14 protein-coding genes are annotated in these 17,348 nt (G+C 62.6%); 4 read left to right on the top strand and 10 right to left on the bottom strand.

Going from position 1 to position 17,348, the window contains the following annotated elements:
- The first annotated feature begins 25 nt into the window (after positions 1-25).
- Positions 26-490 carry an outer membrane lipoprotein gene (locus AC2CQI_RS13825; RefSeq protein ID WP_075804503.1) on the top strand — a complete coding sequence of 155 codons (465 nt, stop codon included), beginning with the start codon at positions 26-28 and terminating at the stop codon, positions 488-490.
- Positions 491-556: 66 nt separating this feature from the next.
- Here the strand turns inward: AC2CQI_RS13825 and nhaA are convergent, their stop codons facing one another.
- Positions 557-1,738, bottom strand: a complete 1,182-nt coding sequence (gene nhaA / locus AC2CQI_RS13820) for a Na+/H+ antiporter NhaA (protein WP_075804502.1) — start codon at positions 1,736-1,738, stop codon at positions 557-559.
- A gap of 204 nt (positions 1,739-1,942) precedes the next feature.
- Here nhaA and AC2CQI_RS13815 point away from each other — a divergent pair, with 204 nt between their 5' ends.
- Positions 1,943-3,037: a PLP-dependent cysteine synthase family protein gene (locus tag AC2CQI_RS13815; protein WP_075804501.1), complete on the top strand. Its 1,095-nt coding sequence runs from the start codon at positions 1,943-1,945 to the stop codon at positions 3,035-3,037.
- 129 nt (positions 3,038-3,166) lie between these two features.
- Here the strand turns inward: AC2CQI_RS13815 and AC2CQI_RS13810 are convergent, their stop codons facing one another.
- From AC2CQI_RS13810 to AC2CQI_RS13780, 7 genes are all read right to left on the bottom strand, one after another.
- Positions 3,167-4,783: an NAD(P)/FAD-dependent oxidoreductase gene (locus tag AC2CQI_RS13810; RefSeq protein ID WP_075804500.1), complete on the bottom strand. Its 1,617-nt coding sequence runs from the start codon at positions 4,781-4,783 to the stop codon at positions 3,167-3,169.
- A gap of 105 nt (positions 4,784-4,888) precedes the next feature.
- Positions 4,889-5,566, bottom strand: coding sequence for a COG3650 family protein (locus AC2CQI_RS13805; RefSeq protein WP_484580460.1), 678 nt, complete (start codon positions 5,564-5,566; stop codon positions 4,889-4,891).
- Positions 5,567-5,744: 178 nt separating this feature from the next.
- On the bottom strand, positions 5,745-6,446 hold the full coding sequence (locus tag AC2CQI_RS13800; protein WP_075804498.1) for an ABC transporter ATP-binding protein: 702 nt from the start codon (positions 6,444-6,446) through the stop codon (positions 5,745-5,747).
- On the bottom strand, positions 6,447-7,214 hold the full coding sequence (gene livG, locus AC2CQI_RS13795) for a high-affinity branched-chain amino acid ABC transporter ATP-binding protein LivG (RefSeq protein ID WP_075804497.1): 768 nt from the start codon (positions 7,212-7,214) through the stop codon (positions 6,447-6,449).
- Complete coding sequence (locus AC2CQI_RS13790; RefSeq protein WP_075804496.1) at positions 7,211-8,467, bottom strand: high-affinity branched-chain amino acid ABC transporter permease LivM; 1,257 nt, start codon at positions 8,465-8,467, stop codon at positions 7,211-7,213. Before AC2CQI_RS13790 ends, livG begins: the two co-directional genes overlap by 4 nt.
- Positions 8,464-9,387 (bottom strand): high-affinity branched-chain amino acid ABC transporter permease LivH, encoded by a 924-nt coding sequence (gene livH / locus AC2CQI_RS13785; protein WP_075804495.1) that lies wholly within the window; start codon positions 9,385-9,387, stop codon positions 8,464-8,466. The genes AC2CQI_RS13790 and livH overlap by 4 nt, the downstream gene beginning before the upstream one ends.
- Positions 9,388-9,615: 228 nt before the next feature.
- Positions 9,616-10,731 carry a branched-chain amino acid ABC transporter substrate-binding protein gene (locus tag AC2CQI_RS13780; protein ID WP_075804494.1) on the bottom strand — a complete coding sequence of 372 codons (1,116 nt, stop codon included), beginning with the start codon at positions 10,729-10,731 and terminating at the stop codon, positions 9,616-9,618.
- A 364-nt stretch (positions 10,732-11,095) separates the two neighbouring features.
- Here AC2CQI_RS13780 and AC2CQI_RS13775 point away from each other — a divergent pair, with 364 nt between their 5' ends.
- The gene (locus tag AC2CQI_RS13775) at positions 11,096-11,401 is read left to right on the top strand and encodes a DUF2288 domain-containing protein (protein ID WP_484580618.1); all 306 of its coding nucleotides are present in this window, start codon (positions 11,096-11,098) and stop codon (positions 11,399-11,401) included.
- Between the two features lie 253 nt (positions 11,402-11,654).
- On the opposite strand, the gene AC2CQI_RS13770 is transcribed toward AC2CQI_RS13775, so the two are convergent.
- Positions 11,655-13,838: a hypothetical protein gene (locus AC2CQI_RS13770; RefSeq protein WP_075804492.1), complete on the bottom strand. Its 2,184-nt coding sequence runs from the start codon at positions 13,836-13,838 to the stop codon at positions 11,655-11,657.
- A 196-nt stretch (positions 13,839-14,034) separates the two neighbouring features.
- Between AC2CQI_RS13770 and AC2CQI_RS13765 the strand changes: the two genes are divergently transcribed.
- On the top strand, positions 14,035-14,925 hold the full coding sequence (locus tag AC2CQI_RS13765) for an NAD(P)-dependent oxidoreductase (RefSeq protein ID WP_484580459.1): 891 nt from the start codon (positions 14,035-14,037) through the stop codon (positions 14,923-14,925).
- Here the strand turns inward: AC2CQI_RS13765 and AC2CQI_RS13760 are convergent.
- Positions 14,825-17,083 carry a putative bifunctional diguanylate cyclase/phosphodiesterase gene (locus AC2CQI_RS13760; RefSeq protein WP_484580458.1) on the bottom strand — a complete coding sequence of 753 codons (2,259 nt, stop codon included), beginning with the start codon at positions 17,081-17,083 and terminating at the stop codon, positions 14,825-14,827. The two genes, AC2CQI_RS13765 and AC2CQI_RS13760, sit on opposite strands and share 101 nt — an antisense overlap.
- Positions 17,084-17,348 lie beyond the last annotated feature (265 nt).

Here is a 17,348-nt window from a genome sequence, read left to right as displayed (position 1 = left end):
CACCTGTCTTAAGGAGATGATTCCTATGCGTAAATCTATGTTGCTGGTCGCATCGTTCACCACGATGTCGCTGCTGCTGGGCGGTTGTGCCTCGAACCTGTCCGGTGATTCCTACTCCCGTGACGAGGCGCGGCGCGTGCAGACCGTGCGCATGGGTACCATCGAATCCCTGCGTCCGGTCAAGATCGAAGGCACCAAGACGCCAATCGGCGGTGGCGCCGGTGCGGTGGTCGGCGGGGTGGCCGGTAGCGCCATCGGTGGCGGTCGCGGCAGCATCGTCGCGGCGGTGATCGGTGCGGTTGCCGGTGGTCTGGCGGGTTCTGCGGCCGAGGAAGGCCTGACCCGTACCCAGGGCGTGGAAATCACTGTGCGCGAAGACGACGGCAGCATGCGTGCCTACGTGCAGCAGGTTCAGGAAAACGAGATTTTCCGGGTCGGCGAGCGCGTGCGCATCATGACCGTCGATGGCACCAGCCGCGTCAGCCATTAAGGCTTGCGGCAATAAAAAACCCCGACCGGCTTGCGCCGCTCGGGGTTTTTTATTGCCTGCCGATTATCAGCTGGCGGGCTGTTTCGGACTGGAAAGGGCGGTGATGGTGTAGCCAATGATTGCCGCCAGGATCGAGCCGGTGAGGATGCCCATGCGGTCCATGCCCACATACTCGCTGGTGCCGGGCACGAAGGCCAGGGAGCCGACGAACAGGCTCATGGTAAAGCCGATGCCGCAGAGGATCGCCACGCCGAGGACCTGCCCCCAGTTGGCGCCAGCCGGCAGCGCCGCCAGGCCGAGCTTGATGGCGATCCAGGTCAGGCCGAACACGCCGATGGTCTTGCCCGCCAGCAGGCCCACGGCGATGCCCATGGGCACGGCGTGGGTGAAGCTTTCCATGGTCACGCCGGCCAGGGACACGCCAGCGTTGGCGAAGGCGAACAGCGGCAGGATGCCGTAGGCCACCCAGGGGTGCAGGGCGTGTTCCAGGGTGAGCAACGGCGAGGTTTCGGCATTGCGCGTGCGCAGCGGAATGCACAGGGCCAGGGTGACGCCGGCCAGCGTGGCGTGCACGCCGCTCTTCAACACGCAGACCCAGAGGATCAGGCCGATCACCATATAAGGGCCAAGTCTGACCACGCCCATCCGGTTCATCGCGATCAGCGCGGCGATACAGGCGGCGGCCAGCATCAGCGAGAGGGTCGACAGGGCGCCGGAGTAGAACAGGGCGATGATGATGATCGCGCCGAGGTCGTCGATGATCGCCAGGGTCATCAGGAACAGCTTGAGCGACACCGGCACGCGCTTGCCGAGCAGGGCCAGCACGCCGAGGGCGAAGGCAATGTCGGTGGCGGTGGGGATGGCCCAGCCGGCGATGGCCGCGGGGTTGTCGCGGTTCATGAACCAGTAGATCAGCGCCGGCACCAGCATGCCGCCGAGGGCTGCCGCGCCGGGCAGGACCACCTGGGACGGTTTCGACAGGTGTCCCTCGACCAGCTCGCGCTTGACCTCCAGGCCGATGAGCAGGAAGAACAGGGCCATCAGGCCGTCGTTGATCCACAGCAGCAGCGGCTTGGCGATGCTCAGGGCGCCGATCTGCACGGCGACGGGGACTTCCAGCAGGCCGTTGTAGAGCCAGGACAGTGGCGAGTTGTTGACGATCAGCGCCAGCACCGCAGCGGCGATCAGCAGCAGGCCGCTGGCGGCTTCGAGCTGGAAGAACCGGGTGAATGTGCTACGTAGAGGCAAGGTCGCTCCTCCATCGAATGAAAAAGGTCGAACACCCTAACCCGTTGTGTTATTCATTAAAATAAAAACTATATTCTTTTTTGTTATAAGCTGTTTCAGTGTTTTCATGGCTATCGGGCTTTTCTGGCAAGGATGTAGGAAGTTGCCTAACTGGACGGTAGTCGTTCCTACAGCCTTTCGCTCCTGACGCATGAGAACCGCCCTATGAACCATCACCGCACCTGGGTCCGTGAAGCCATCCGCATCATCGAGGCCGATTTCCAGCGCAGCGCCGATACCCACCTGATTCCGCTGCCGATGCCGGGCTTTCCGGATATCGACCTGTACTTCAAGGATGAATCCAGCCATCCCACCGGCAGCCTCAAGCACCGGCTGGCCCGCTCGCTGTTTCTCTATGCCCTGTGCAATGGCTGGTTGCGCCCTGGTGCGCCGGTGATCGAGGCGTCCAGTGGTTCGACGGCGATCTCCGAGGCGTACTTCGCCCGCTTGCTGGGCTTGCCGTTCATCGCGGTGATGCCGGCGACCACCTCGCGGGAAAAGATCGCACAGATCGAGTTCTATGGCGGCACGCCGCACCTGGTGCAGGACCCGACGCAGATCTACGCCGAATCCGAGCGCCTGGCCCGGGAAAGCGGCGGGCACTTCATGGACCAGTTCACCTACGCCGAGCGCGCTACCGACTGGCGCGCCAACAACAATATCGCCGAGTCGATCTTCAGCCAGATGCACTTCGAACGGCATGCCGAGCCGGCGTGGTTGATTTCCAGCCCGGGTACCGGCGGGACTACTGCGACGCTGGGCCGCTATGTGCGTTATCGCCGGCATGCGACTCGCGTGCTGTGTGCCGATGCCGAGCGTTCGGTGTTCTTCGATTGCTACCGCAGTGGGGACCGCTCGTTGCGCCTGGATTGTGGCTCGCGGATCGAAGGGATCGGGCGGCCACGGGTCGAGGCGTCGTTCCTGCCGGCGGTGATCGATGCGATGGTCAAGGTGCCGGATGCGCTGTCCCTGGCGGCCATGCACTATCTGGCGCAGCGGTTGGGGCGGCGGGTTGGCGGGTCGAGCGGAACCAACCTGGTCGGAGCCTTGCAGGCGGCGCTGCATATGCAGTCGGCGGGGGAGTCGGGGTCGATCGTGGCGATTCTGTGTGACAGCGGGGAGCGTTATGCGACGACTTATTACGACGAGGAATGGCTGGGGCAGCAGGGGTATGCGCTGGAACCGTTGATTGCGGCGGTGGCGGGGTGTGTGGAGCGGGGGGAGGGGTTGCCGGAGACGGTACTGCGCGAAGGGATCTGAGTTTCTTTGCTGAAGCTGAAGGCCCTATCGCTGGCAAGCCAGCTCCCACAGTGACCGCGTCGGCCACAGGTCTTGTGATCAACACAAAACCTGTGGGAGCTGGCTTGCCAGCGATGAGGCCCGAGAGCCTTACTCGGTCAGCCCGAGCATGCTACGGGCCACGGCCTCGGCAATGCGGATGCCATCCACACCCGCCGACAGAATCCCCCCGGCATAACCCGCCCCTTCACCCGCCGGGAACAGGCCCTTCAGGTTCAGGCTCTGCAAGGTCTCGTCCCGGGTGATCCGCAGTGGCGACGAGGTGCGGGTCTCGATCCCGGTCAGGATCGCATCCGCCAGGCTGTAGCCCTTGATCTGCCGGTCGAAGGCCGGGATCGCTTCACGCAGGGCTTCGATGGCGAAGTCCGGCAGGCTCGGAGCCAGGTCGCCGAGGTTGATGCCCGGCTTGTACGACGGTTCTACGCTGCCCAGGGCGGTGGACGGACGCCCGGCCACGAAATCACCGACCAGCTGCGCCGGCGCGTGGTAGTTGCTGCCGCCCAGTTCATAGGCGAGCTCTTCCAGCCGCTCCTGCAACTCGATCCCGGCCAGCGGGCCACCCGGATAATCCTGCTCCGGGGTGATACCGACGACGATACCCGAGTTGGCATTGCGCTCGTTGCGCGAGTACTGGCTCATGCCGTTGGTAACCACCCGGCCCGGCTCGCTGGTGGCGGCAACCACGGTGCCACCCGGGCACATGCAGAAGCTGTACACCGAGCGACCGTTCTTGGCGTGGTGCACAAGTTTGTAGTCGGCGGCCCCGAGTTTCGGGTGGCCGGCGTACTTGCCCAGGCGCGCCTTGTCGATCAGCGACTGCGGGTGCTCGATGCGGAAACCGATGGAGAACGGCTTGGCTTCCATGAACACGCCACGGCCGTGGAGCATGCGGAAGGTGTCGCGGGCACTGTGGCCGAGGGCCAGGACCACATGGCGCGAACACAGCTCTTCGCCCGTGTGCAGGACCACGCCGTTGAGCTGGCCGTCTTCCATCAGCAGGTCGGTGACCTTGTGCTCGAAGCGCACTTCACCGCCCAGGGCGATGATTTCCTCGCGGATGTTCTCGACCATGCCGGTCAGGCGGAAGGTACCGATGTGCGGCTTGCTGACGTAGAGGATCTCGTCCGGCGCGCCGGCCTTGACGAACTCGTGCAGGACCTTGCGGCCGTAGTGCTTCGGGTCCTTGATCTGGCTGTACAGCTTGCCGTCGGAGAAGGTCCCGGCGCCGCCTTCGCCGAACTGTACGTTGGACTCGGGGTTGAGCACGCTTTTGCGCCACAGGCCCCAGGTGTCCTTGGTGCGCTGGCGTACTTCCTTGCCGCGCTCCAGGACGATCGGGCGCAGGCCCGCCTGGGCCAGGATCAGGCCGGCGAAGATGCCGCACGGGCCGAAGCCGACCACGATCGGCCGCTCGGCCAGGCCGCCTTCCGGCGCCACGCCCACCGGCTTGTAGTTCACGTCCGGGGCGATGCCGACGTTATGGTCGTCGGCGAACCTGGCCAGCACCGCGGCTTCGTCACGGACATCGAGATCGATGGCGTAGATGAACAGCAGTTCGGTGTTCTTCTTCCGCGCGTCGTAGCTGCGCTTGAAGATGGAGAAGTCGAGCAGCTCGGCGTCGTCGATGCCCAGGCGTTGCACGATGGCCTCGCGCAGGGCCTCGTCGGGATGATCCAGCGGCAGCTTCAGTTCGGTGATTCGTAGCATGACAGGGTCCAGTATCCCGGCCATGGGAGGGCCGGCGGCTTTACACAAACCGCCAAGTATAAAGCTTTCGCCGGCCGGGCAGGCAGATTGAATGTGTGCCGGTGGTCAGTCGTTGCGCGAACCGCCGAAATAGCCGCAGCCCTGCATCGTCTGGGCATCCAGGCGCAGTTGTGCGGTCAGGTGGCTGACGGCGCCGGTAGCGCTGTCGACGCAGCGTTGCGGGGCGAGCCACAGTTCGACTTTCTGTCCGTTGGCCTCGCTGCTGACGCTGATACCGCCGCCGGGCATCTGTTCTTCCAGGTAGGGCAGGGCCAGGGGTGGCTGGTCCGGGCGGTTCAGGACCATGCCCTGGCCGCTGACATTGAGGTTCCAGTCCGGCTCATGGCCGAAGGCGCGCAGGGTCAGGCGCTTGAAGTTGGGGTCGCTGCAGGCGCCGGCCGAGTGCTCGACGCGGTACAGCTGGTGCACGTTGAACTGGCCGTCGGCGCCGTTGCTCTTGGTGGCGGAGAGGGTGCCGCGAACGTCGGCGAAGATCACCCCCGGGGTGGCGGCGAGGGTCGCGGCTTCCTGGAGCAGGCCGGTATTGCCTGCGTCCTGGACCACGAAACGGCGGCTTTCGGTGCAGGGTTTGAACAGCAACTGGCCGTTGGCGGCGCTGAGCTCGCCTTGCAGGCGGGTCATGCCGGCGGTGGAGACGCTGGTTTCCGGCTGGTCGGCGAGCAACTGGCAGCCGGCGAACAGCGGCAGCAGGGCGGCGACGAACAGGGAGGGGGCGATACGCATCGAGGAAAACTCCGGGATCTCGGCCTGAAAAGTTTTCAACGGTATGCAGGGTGAGGGGGGATTACAAGTGAAGTTGTGTCAGGAAAATGTGTATTGCAGGTGAGGGCCCTATCGCTGGCAAGCCAGCTCCCACAGGGATCGTGTGGGAGCTGGCTTGCCAGCGATGAGGCCCGGGAGATCAACCCCCCAGGTAAGCGTCGCGCACTTTAGGATCGGTCAGCAGTGCCTCACCGGTCCCCTGCATCACCACATGCCCGTTCTCCAGCACATAGGCCCGGTCAGCGACCTTCAACGCCTGGTTGGCGTTCTGCTCCACCAGGAACACAGTCACGCCATCGCGGCGCAGCTGTTCGATGATGTCGAAGATCTGCTGGATGATGATCGGCGCCAGGCCCAGCGACGGCTCGTCGAGCAGCAGCAGCTTGGGTTTGCTCATCAGCGCCCGGCCGATGGCGAGCATCTGCTGCTCGCCGCCGGACATGGTGCCGCCGCGCTGGTTGTAGCGCTCCTTCAGGCGCGGGAACAGCTGCAGGACCTTGTCCAGTTGCTCCTGGTAGTCGCCCTTCTCGGTGAAGAAGCCGCCCATGGCCAGGTTTTCCTCGACGGTCAGGCGCGAGAACACGCGGCGGCCCTCCGGGACCACGGCGATGCTCTTGCGCATGATGTGCGAGGACGGCTGGCCGACCAGCTCTTCGCCCAGGTAGCGGATGCTGCCGCTGTGGGCTTGCGGCGAACCGCAGAGGGTCATCAGCAGGGTCGACTTGCCGGCACCGTTGGCGCCGATCAGGGTGACGATCTCGCCCTGGTTGATTTCCACGTTGACCGAGTGCAGCGCCTGGATCTTGCCGTAGAAGGTGGAAACGTTTTCGAACTGCAGCATTTACGCTTCCCCCAGGTAGGCTTTGATCACATCAGGGTTGTCGCGGATCTGCTCCGGCGTGCCGTCGGCCAGGGGCGTGCCCTGGTTGATCACCACGATATGGTCGGAAATGCTCATGACCAGTTTCATGTCGTGCTCGATCAGCAGCACGGTGACGTTATGCGATTCGCGCAGGTACGCAATCAGCGCCTTGAGGTCCTCGGTTTCCTTGGGGTTGAGGCCGGCCGCCGGCTCGTCGAGCATGATGATCCGCGGTTGGGTCATCATGCAGCGGGCGATTTCCAGGCGGCGTTGCTGGCCGTAGGCCAGGGTCCCGGCGGTACGGTTGGCGAACTCGGTCAGGTTGACCTTCTCCAGCCAGTACTGCGCACGCTCCATGGCTTCCTTCTCGCTGCGGCGGAAAGCCGGGGTCTTGAACAGACCGGCGAAGAAGTTGGTGTTGAGGTGGCGGTGCTGGGCGATCAGCAGGTTTTCCAGCGCGGTCATTTCCTTGAACAGGCGCACGTTCTGGAAGGTCCGCACCACGCCCTTGCGGGCGATCTGGTGCCCGGCCAGGCCCTGGATCGGCTGGCCATCGAGGAGGATGGTGCCGCCGCTGGGCTTGTAGAAGCCGGTCAGGCAGTTGAACACCGTGGTCTTGCCGGCGCCGTTCGGGCCGATCAGGGCGACCACCTGTTTTTCCTTGACGGTCAGGCCGACGCCGTTGACCGCCAACAAGCCGCCGAAGCGCATGCTCAGGCCGCTGACTTGCAGAATTTCGCGGCTCATCGACGCAGCTCCATATGTGGACGTTGCATAGGCAGCAGGCCCTGCGGACGCCAGATCATCATCAATACCATCAGGGCGCCGAACATCAGCATGCGGTACTCGCTGAAGTCACGCATCAGCTCCGGCAACAGGATCATCACGATGGCCGCGAGGATCACGCCCAACTGCGAGCCCATGCCGCCGAGCACGACGATGGCGAGGATGATCGCCGATTCGATGAAGGTGAAGGATTCCGGGGTCACCAGGCCTTGGCGCGCAGCGAAGAAGCTGCCAGCGAAACCGGCGAAGCAGGCACCCAGGGTGAACGCCGAGAGCTTGATCACGGTCGGGTTCAGGCCCAGCGCACGGCAGGCGATCTCGTCTTCACGCAGCGCTTCCCAGGCACGCCCGATCGGCATGCGCAGCAGGCGGTTGATGACGAACAGCGCCAGCAGGGCGAGGAGCAGGGCCACCAGGTAGAGGAAGATCACCTTGTTGATCGAGTTGTATTCCAGACCGAAGAACTCGTGGAAGGTCTGCATGCCTTCGGCGGCCTTGCGTTCGAAGGTCAGGCCGAAGAAGGTCGGCTTCTCGATGTTGCTGATGCCGTTCGGGCCACCGGTGATGTCGGTCAGGTTGCGCAGGAACAGGCGGATGATCTCACCGAAACCGAGGGTCACGATCGCCAGGTAGTCACCGCGCAGGCGCAGCACCGGGAAGCCCAGCAGGAAGCCGAAGGTGGCCGCCATCAGGCCGGCGATCGGCAGGCAGATCCAGAAGCTCAGGCCGAAGTAGTGCGAGAGCAGCGCGTAGCTGTACGCACCGACGGCGTAGAAGCCGACGTAACCCAGGTCGAGCAGGCCCGCCAGGCCGACCACGATGTTCAGGCCGAGGCCTAGCAGGACGTAGATCAGGATCAGGGTGGCGATGTCGACCGCGCCGCGCGAGCCGAAGAACGGCCAGACCAGGGCGACCACGATCAGGCCGAGGATGATGTAGCGCTGGGTCTTGGGCAGGGTCAGCCAGTTGCTGACCTTGGGTGGCACCAGCGGGCCGTCCCGACGCGAGCGCATCATTGCGCTCCATTGCTTGTCCAGCAGCACGCGCAGGAACATCAGCACCGAACACAGGGCGATCACGCCGAGGGTGAAGGGACCCTGGCCGTGCACTTCCAGGTTGATGCCGACGATGCTGAGTTTCAGGCCAAGTACCGGGAAGGCCACGGCCCAGACCAGCAGGGCGCTGAAGAACGCCGATTTGAGATGTCTGTTCATACTTTCTCAACCTCCGGACGGCCGAGGATGCCGGTCGGACGGAACAACAGGACGAGTACCAGCAGGCCGAACGCCACGACGTCCTTGTACTGGTCGCCGAAGATGTCAGCACCGAAGGCTTCGGCCACACCCAGCACCAGGCCGCCGAGCATGGCGCCCGGAATGCTGCCGATGCCGCCGAGGACTGCCGCGGTGAAGGCCTTCAGGCCCACCAGGAAGCCGGCGTTGGGGTTGATCACGCCGTACTGCATGCTCAGCAGCACGGCCGCCACGGCCGCCAGGGCGGCGCCGATGACGAAGGTCAGGGCGATGATGTTGTTGGTGTTGATCCCCAGCAGGTTGGCCATCTTGATGTCTTCGGCGCAGGCCCGGCAGGCCCGGCCCAGACGCGAGCGGGAGATGAACAGGGTAAGGCCGGTCATGGCGATCAGGGTGACCACGAAGACCAGGATCTGCATGTAGGAGATCAGGACCTCTTCCGCGCCACCCGGGCCGAAGGAGATGCTCCCCGGGATCAGGTTGGGAATGGACTTGTCCTTGGAATCCTGGGAAAGCAGTACGGTGTTCTGCAGGAAAATCGACATGCCGATGGCGGAAATCAGCGGGATCAGGCGGTTGCTGTTACGCAACGGCCGGTAGGCGACCCGTTCGATACTGTAGCCGTAGGCACTGGTAACGACGATCGTCGCGATGAACGCGGCGGTCATCAGCAGCGGTAGCGAATGGATACCCATCATGGCCAGTCCGGCAAGGACGATGAAGGCCACGTAGGAACCAATCATGTACACCTCGCCGTGGGCGAAGTTGATCATTCCAATGATGCCGTAAACCATTGTGTAGCCAATGGCTATCAAGGCATAGGTGCTGCCAATGGTCAGGCCATTAACCAGCTGTTGGAAGAAGTGATAGATCTCAGGCATTACAGCGCTCCTAAAAACCTGAATATGCATTTCGCTGGCGGGCTTTCACCCGGCATGGCCTTGCGGTCTGGGGCCACTTTGGCGCATGCGTTGCCAGGGAACCGCTGGTGACGGTTTTAAGATTTTCAGGTGAAGCCGATCCCGGATCGCGGGAAACGGCTCCATGAACCTCGTAAAACAAAGCCCACTGCTCGCACAGTGGGCTTTTCGGTCATGTATCAGACGGTGTTACTGAGGGGAAACTTCGGTTTTCGGTTTGCCGAAATGCCATTCGTAGACCACGAACTTGAAGTCCTTCAGGTCGCCTTTTTCGTCGTAGGACAGCTCGCCGGTCGGAGTCTTGAAGGTGCCGGCGTGGATGGCCGCGGCCACCTTGTCGGTGTCTTCGCTGCCGGCTTTCTTGATGCCCTGGGCGATCAGTTCTACAGCCGAGTAGGCCGGGAACACGAACGGACCGCTTGGGTCCTTGCCGTCGGCCTTGATGGCTTCGACGATCTTCTTGTTCTCAGGATCGGCGTCGAACGACTTCGGCAGGGTAACCAGCAGGCCTTCGGAAGCGTTCTGGGCGATCTGCGAGATGGAGTCGTTGCCGACGCCTTCCGGACCCATGAACTTGGCGTTCAGGCCTTTCTCTTTGGCCTGGCGCAGGATCAGGCCCAGCTCCGGGTGGTAGCCGCCGTAGTAGACGAAGTCGACGTTGTTCTGCTTGAGTTTCTGGATGATGGACGAGAAGTCCTTGTCACCGGCGTTCAGGCCTTCGAAGACGGCAACCTTGGTGCCTTTGCCTTCCAGGGTCGACTTGACTGCGGTGGCGATGCCTTCACCGTATTGCTGCTTGTCGTGCAGGACCGCGACGACCTTCGGCTTGACGTGGTCGGCGATGTAGTTGCCGGCCGCCGGGCCCTGGGCGCTGTCCAGGCCGATGGTGCGGAAGATCAGCTTGTAGCCGCGGGAGGTGATTTCCGGGCTGGTGGCTGCCGGGGTGATCATGATCACGCCTTCGTCTTCGTAGATGTCGGACGCTGGCTGGGTGGAGCTGGAGCAGAGGTGGCCGATGACGAACTTGACGCCGTCGTTGACCACTTTGTTGGCGACTGCCACGGCCTGTTTAGGGTCGCAGGCGTCGTCGTATTCCTTGGCTTCGAGCATCTTGCCATCGACACCGCCAGCGGCGTTGATGTCCTTGATGGCTTGCTTGGCACCGATGAACTGCATGTCACCATATTGGGTCACCGGGCCGGTCTTCGGGCCGGCGATGCCGATCTTGATGGTATCGGCGGCGAAGGAATGGCTGGCGACGCCGGCCAGGACCATCGCGGCGAACAGCTTGGAAACTTTACTCATAGTGCTCCACTCATTCTGTTGTAATTTTTATCGTCCTTGCGCCAGGGCAGAGGACCCGACAGACCCGGTACGGCTACGCCGTATCGCGGCCCGCTTTCCGGTTTCATCCCCGGTGAATGCCTGGCAACTGTACCGGTACAGTGTAGAGCGCTGCTTGATCGCTTGAAAAGCAGGCCCGCCGAGGCAAAAACAGAGGGTGTCGCCTGTTCGACATAAAGTTACAAAAAAGCGTCTTATTTGACTCCGGAAGTTCCCGGAAACGTTTGGCTTTGCTGAACCTGTCGACCAATTACTTATTTGAAACTGGGTTTTTCTGCAAAAATAGCGGCCTTTCAAAGTGGCCTGATTATTTTTGGTGAAACCCATGATTGATGAACCAAGCACCCTCTATGCCAAATTGCTCGGCGAGACTGCGGTAATCGAGTGGAAAGCCCTGGAGCGTTTTTGGGCAAAGGGTGACCTGATTTGGGTCGACCCTTCCCTGGACCTGATCGAAGTCGCACAGGCAATGGCAGAAAACCGCAGTGAAACCTTCGCACAGTGGCGTGATGCTGGCACTGTCGGGCCGGTCAGCGCCGAACAGGCCCTCGACCTGCAGAGCCGCGAGCCAGAGATCTGGGCGGTGGTGGTGCAGCCGTTTATCGTGATTCAGGTTCGGCCATCGGCCTGAGGTTGCTCGGATTTGGTGCGCGAAAACGCACAGCGAGTCCATCTTGGTGCGCGAGGCCGATCAGGCAGGGTGACGGTTGGTAACAGTGCCCGTTGCACCAGTCGGGAGCGGTAACAGTTCCCGGGCGGGATGCCTGAAAGATAAAAGCGCGACGCGGACCCTGTGGGAGCTGGCTTGCCAGCGATTGCGATGGTGAATTCACCATAGTCATCGCTGGCAAGCCAGCTCCCACAGGGTCCGCGTCGCGCTTTTTTTAGTAGTCGACCTTGCCGGTATGACTATTGAGGGAAATAACCCGGGTCTTGCCAATCCGGTGCCGGTAAATCTCGCGCAAGTATTTAACGGCCTTCTTCACACATTCCCGCGACAGCCGAATATCGTTGATCGACACGAACTTGCTCTTGTCGTTGATCAGCTCGCGATATTTCTTCTCGTACATCGGCTTGATCGCATACCAGTTGGTATCGAGGATCTTCGCCGGGTTCTCGAATTCGCTGAGCAGCTCGTCGATGCGTTCTTCCTCGAATTCCTCCTGCATGATGAATTCCAGGATCGCGTTGTCCAGGGTCTCGTCGAAGCGGTACGGCGCCTTGGCGAAGCAGCGTTTGATAAAGGCCACGATCAAGGTCAGGAAGTCATCCGACAGGCACGGGCTCTTGGCGATCAGGGTGGTCAGCGACAGGTTGGCCGAGGCGCCGATCACCAGGGCATAACGCTTCAGGGTGGTGTTGGGGAACAGGCTGTTGAGGTGGGTCTTGAGCCGGTTCAGGTCCATGTAGGACAGCTTGTAGTCCTTGGGCAACGAGACGATCGATACCACCGACGAGCAGTTCTTGAAGAAATGCAGGTCATGCAACGCCGCCGCGTCGCAGCCGGAACTGCGGTATTGCTCCAGGGCTGCGCGATAGCGCTTGGATTCGATCGGCAACAGGCTGATGCCTTCGATGGCCTGGGTGTCCTTGTTGAAGTGCGGCAGGTCGATGGAGCGGAAGAACAGGTCGTCGATATCCAGCCGCGGCGGCTCCTTCTCGAACACCTTGAAGCCTTTCTCCGAGCTGCTGCCCGGGGTTTCCGGCACCACCGACTCGGCGTAGGCGATCGCCACCGGGCCGGCCAGGCTCATGAACAGGTCGTTGGCGTCAAGGCGGATGGTCTCGCCGATATCGATGCCGGCACGCCGGAAGTAGTTCTGGTCGTAGTCGGTGGTCACCGCCTGGGCGGTGAGGATGTTGAAGATCTGCTGGGAGATGTACTGGTTGGCGTGCTTCTCCATGGCGTTGACGTCGATGTTCTGGATATTGCCGTCATCGCTGGCTTCGGCGTAGCGCATGATGTCGTTGGAGATCAGCATCATCGCGTTCCACGGACGGATGCGGCCCATCACGCTGGCTTCGCTGCTGTCTTCGCTGTCGAAGTTGTACGAGAAGTCCCACTCTTCCGACAGGTACTTGCACAGCAGGCGCCCGGCGTTGATGTGCAGGGCCTCGGACATTTCGCTGCGGTGATCGGAGATGTTCGGCAGCACGCAGATGCCGCTGGTGAAGATCGGTTCGAAGACGAACGAATGCCCGGCCTCGCCGTCCTGCTCGTCGGCCGGCTTGGTGTCGAAGGTCTTGTTCATGTACGAGTACTGCTGGGCCAGGCCGAACTCCGAGGCCATGCCCGAGCCTGTACCGCCGCCGGCGCTGAAGATATAGAAGTACAGCCGCGACTGGTTGGCCTTGATCCCGCAGGAGTCGATCAGGTACGAGTGGATCAGCTTCCAGTCGGCACTGGAGAAGCGGTGGGTTTCCTTGTTGAGGATGATCTTCGCCAGGTACTGGCCAAGGATCGGCGCGTTACCGGCGCCACCGGCATGCACCTCGGAGAGGTCCATGATCTTCATCTTGCTGTAGTCGCGCAAAAAGCCGCTTTTTTCGCCTTTGCGCGAGAAACGGATGCGCCCGGCGATGTCCTTGTCCAGGTCGCCGAGCATCACCAGCGGTTCCACCAGGAACACCGGCTTGGCGCTTTTGGCCTGGACCAGACGCAGGTTGTTGCGGATCCAGCGCGCCGGGTTGTAGGACGGATCGTTGCCGACCCGGTCCTCGCTCTTGAATTCGTTGAGGTAGAAGGTCCGTGCGTTGTAGACCAGTTCGGCGACATCCAGGGCGATGTTCGAGCCGCAGCGCCCCAGCCCGATCAGGCACACCGAAGGGAACTGCTGGTCGAGGCGCAACTGGGCGTCGTCCTCGACATGCTGGCTCGGCGGGAACACCAGGTCGCGCAGGCCGTCGAGGTTGTCGAGGATGCGCTGGGTGTCCGGTTCGGTGAAGTACAGGTATTGCTGCGGGCTCAGGGTTGGCTGGCTGTAATAGCTGCGGGCCCCGTAGGAAGTGGGCGTCGTGGCTGAAAGCAGCTCGGAAATCACGTCGGCAGGAGTATTCTTGGAGGTCATTTTGCGCCATGTGCCTGGGGGGAAGGCTGTTCAACAGTCGATATCATTGAGCCATCCCTGGAAAGTTTCGCGACTGTATCAGTGCGTCTCCGGCGTAAGCGATCAGGGTTTACCTTATAAAAACTAGGGGTTTTCCTGTCGCGCCGCCTTCTGAATCGTCCGATCCGTCAACTTCTTTAACTGTCTGGAGCTGTAGATGAGCCATTCACTGCCTTTGTCCCTGGGGTTCGCCGGTATCGGCCTGATGGGCCTGCCCATGTGCCGGCGCCTGCTGGCGGCCGGGTATGACCTGACCGTGTGGAACCGTTCCCCGGATAAATGCGCGCCGCTGGTGGCTGCCGGCGCTCGCCAGGTGCAGACCCCGGGCGAGCTGTGCGAGGCCGCCGACGTGGTGATGCTGTGCCTGGCCGATACCGCGGTGGTGCGCGAGGTGGTGTTCGGCGTCGGCGGTATCGCCGGCAAGGCCCGGGCCGGGCAGTTGCTGGTGGATTTTTCCAGCCTCGAACCCACCGCCACCCGGGAAATGGCTGCGCAACTGAAGGCCGACACCGGCATGGGCTGGCTGGATACTCCGGTGTCCGGCGGCACCCCGGGGGCGGAGGCGGGTACCCTGGCAATCATGGTCGGTGGCGAGGCCGAGGATCTTGAGCGGGTCCGCCCGGCACTCCTCTCTCTCGGCCAGCGGGTCACCCATATGGGCGGCGTTGGTGCAGGTCAGGTGACCAAGGCCTGCAATCAGATGATCGTGGCCTGCAATGCCCTGGTGATCGCCGAAGTGGTGGCCCTGGCGGAGAAGTCAGGCGTGGATGCCAGCCTGGTCGCCGAAGCCCTGGCCGGCGGTTTCGCCGATTCGAAACCCTTGCAAATCCTCGCCCCGCAGATGGCCGCAAGCCGTTTCGAACCGGTGAAGTGGCATGTGCGAACTTTGCTCAAGGACCTCGATACCGCGGTGAAATTCTCCCGCGAGCAGGGCTCGGCGACTCCCGTCAGCGGCCTGGCCGCGCAGTTGATGCGCCTGCACGGCAGTCAGGGCTATCTGGAAAAAGATCCAGCGACGCTGATTGATCTGTATCGCAGCAAGCCATGAGGCGTTCTTCGCGGTGGTTGAGGTTGTCGAGCACCGCGCGCAGATCCTCCAGCGGTACCGGCCGGCTCAGCAGGTAGCCCTGGATGGCGTCGCAGTTCAGGCGCTGGAGGAAGCGGTATTGCTCTTCGGTCTCCACACCCTCGGTGATCACCTTCAGGTGCAGGGTGTGGGCCATGACCATGATCGCCTGGACGATATTGTTGTCGGCCCGTGAGTGCGGCACGTCCTGGATGAACGAGCGATCGATCTTCAGGGTGTCCAGGGGCAGGCGCTTGAGGTAGGCCAGGGATGAATAGCCGGTGCCGAAGTCGTCGATCGACAGCGACACGCCCTGGTCGCGAATACGCCGCAGCAACTCGATGGTGCTATGGATATTGGCCATCAGGGCGTTTTCCGTGACTTCCAGCTCCAGGCGCCAGGCCGGCAGCCCGGCGCTGTGCAAGGCATCCTCGACTTCCTTGGCCAGCTCGTCGCGGCCCAGGGTCAGGGCCGAACAGTTCACCGTCACCTTCAGTTCGCTGAAACCGTGCTGGCTCAACTGCGCCAGGTCGTGGCAGGCGCGGCGCATGACCCACAGGTCGAGGTCGGCGATCAGCCCGTTGGTTTCCGCGATGCCGATAAAGCGGTCGGGGCTGAGCAGGCCATGCTGCGGATGCTGCCAGCGGATCAGCGCCTCCAGCTTGCTGACCTTGCCGCTGGCCAGTTCGTAGATCGGCTGGTAGTGCAGGCGCAGGCCGCGGTCTTCGTGCAGGGCGATGCGCAGTTCCTCTTCCAGTTGCAGCTCCAGGGTGGCCCGGGTCTTGAGGTTGTCGCTGAAGAAGTTGGCCTTGTTGCGTCCGCCGCCCTTGGATTGATAGAGCGCGAGATCCGCGTGCTTGAGCAGTTCGTCGCAGGTATTGCCGTCGGTGGGGTAGAGGCTGATGCCGATGCTGGTGGTCATGACCATGCGCCGCCCGGCCAGGTCGATGGGTTCGCGCACCTTGTTGAGGATGCGCTGGGCCAGGCCGCGGGCTTCGTCGGCGCTGTTGAGGTTGAAGAGGATGCAGAATTCGTCGCCGCCGAGGCGAGCGACCACGTCCTGGGTGCGGGTGGCGGCGCTGATCAGGTGGGCGATGGCCTTCAGCAACTGGTCGCCGGCATCGTGCCCGAGGCTGTCGTTGATCCGCTTGAAGTGGTCGATATCGAGGAACATCACCCCGAGCATGCCACCCAGTTGGGTACGCTCGGCCAGGCGCTCGGCGAAAATCTGGTTGAAGCCGCGGCGGTTGATCAGGTTGGTCAGGGCATCGTAGTGCGCCGCCTGTTGCAGCGAGACCCGGGCCTGGTCGAGCTGGCTGAGCAGGGTGTTGACCCGGCGCAGGTCCTGTTCCTTGCTTTGCAGCTTCTTGTCCGACAGCGCCGCGCTGATGCAACTGCCGCTGATCAGCAGGGTGATCACGGCGATGGTCAGGCTCAGTTGCAGGCTGTTGTCGGTGACCAGAATCTGCGGCGAGCCGCCGCCAGGCAGAATCAGGGTCAGCGCGTGCATGCCGGCGTAGTGGGTGGCGATGATGCCCAGCGCCATGAGCAGCGCGGCGCTGTACTTGAACAGCTGCGGGCGGGCGACGTGGCCCTGGCGCAGATGACGGGCCATCAGCATCGGCAACAAGGCGGCGAGCAGTGCTACCACCACCGATGCCAGGACCAGGGTCGGGCTGTAATGCTGTTGCGCATTGGAGCGCATGGCGGCCATGCCGGTGTAGTGCATGATCCCGACGCCTGCGGCGATGCACAGGGCGGCCAGGGTGTAGTGGCGCAGGCTTGGCTGGCTCTGGCCGAGAAAGCTCATGGCGCCGAGGGCGGCGAACAGCATGATCAGCAGCGACACGCCGGTGAGGAACATGTCGTAGTGGACTTCCAGCGCGGTCTCGAAGGCCAGCATGCCGATGTAGTGCATGGCCCACACGCTGCAGGCCAGGCAACAGGCACCGAGCAGTTTCCAGCGGCGCCGGGCGCTGGCCTGTTCGGCATCGCCGATGCGTTCGATGATATCGAGGGTGGCGAAGCTACCGGCGCACATCACCAGGTAGGCAAGGAGGATCAGCCACGGGTTGTGCCGCGCCGCCAGGGCAAAATGACCCACGGGGTGCTCGGCAAGCATCATGTGCAGCCATTCCATAGCGCGCCTCTCAGTTCAGCCGAGCTTTGCACTCGTCCCCAAACTGCCTGGAGACTCTTTTGGCTTTGAGTATGGTGTGCTCTACCCGTTGATGGCAGATTGATTTCAGCGGTGTGGCGGGGGTTTTTATCGCTACGGGGCATAACGCTGCAAATGGTTACAATTACCCGCCATCAATCTCATGGATGATCGCAGACAGACGGGGCCCGGCCTTCTAGATTTTGTCCGGCATGCGCGATGCGCCGACCACGATAAAAAGAGGGAT

This window comes from Pseudomonas sp. P2S-1 (genome assembly GCF_057197725.1).
Note: the sequence above shows the minus strand (reverse complement) of the source record. Positions and strands in the feature narration are given on the sequence as shown.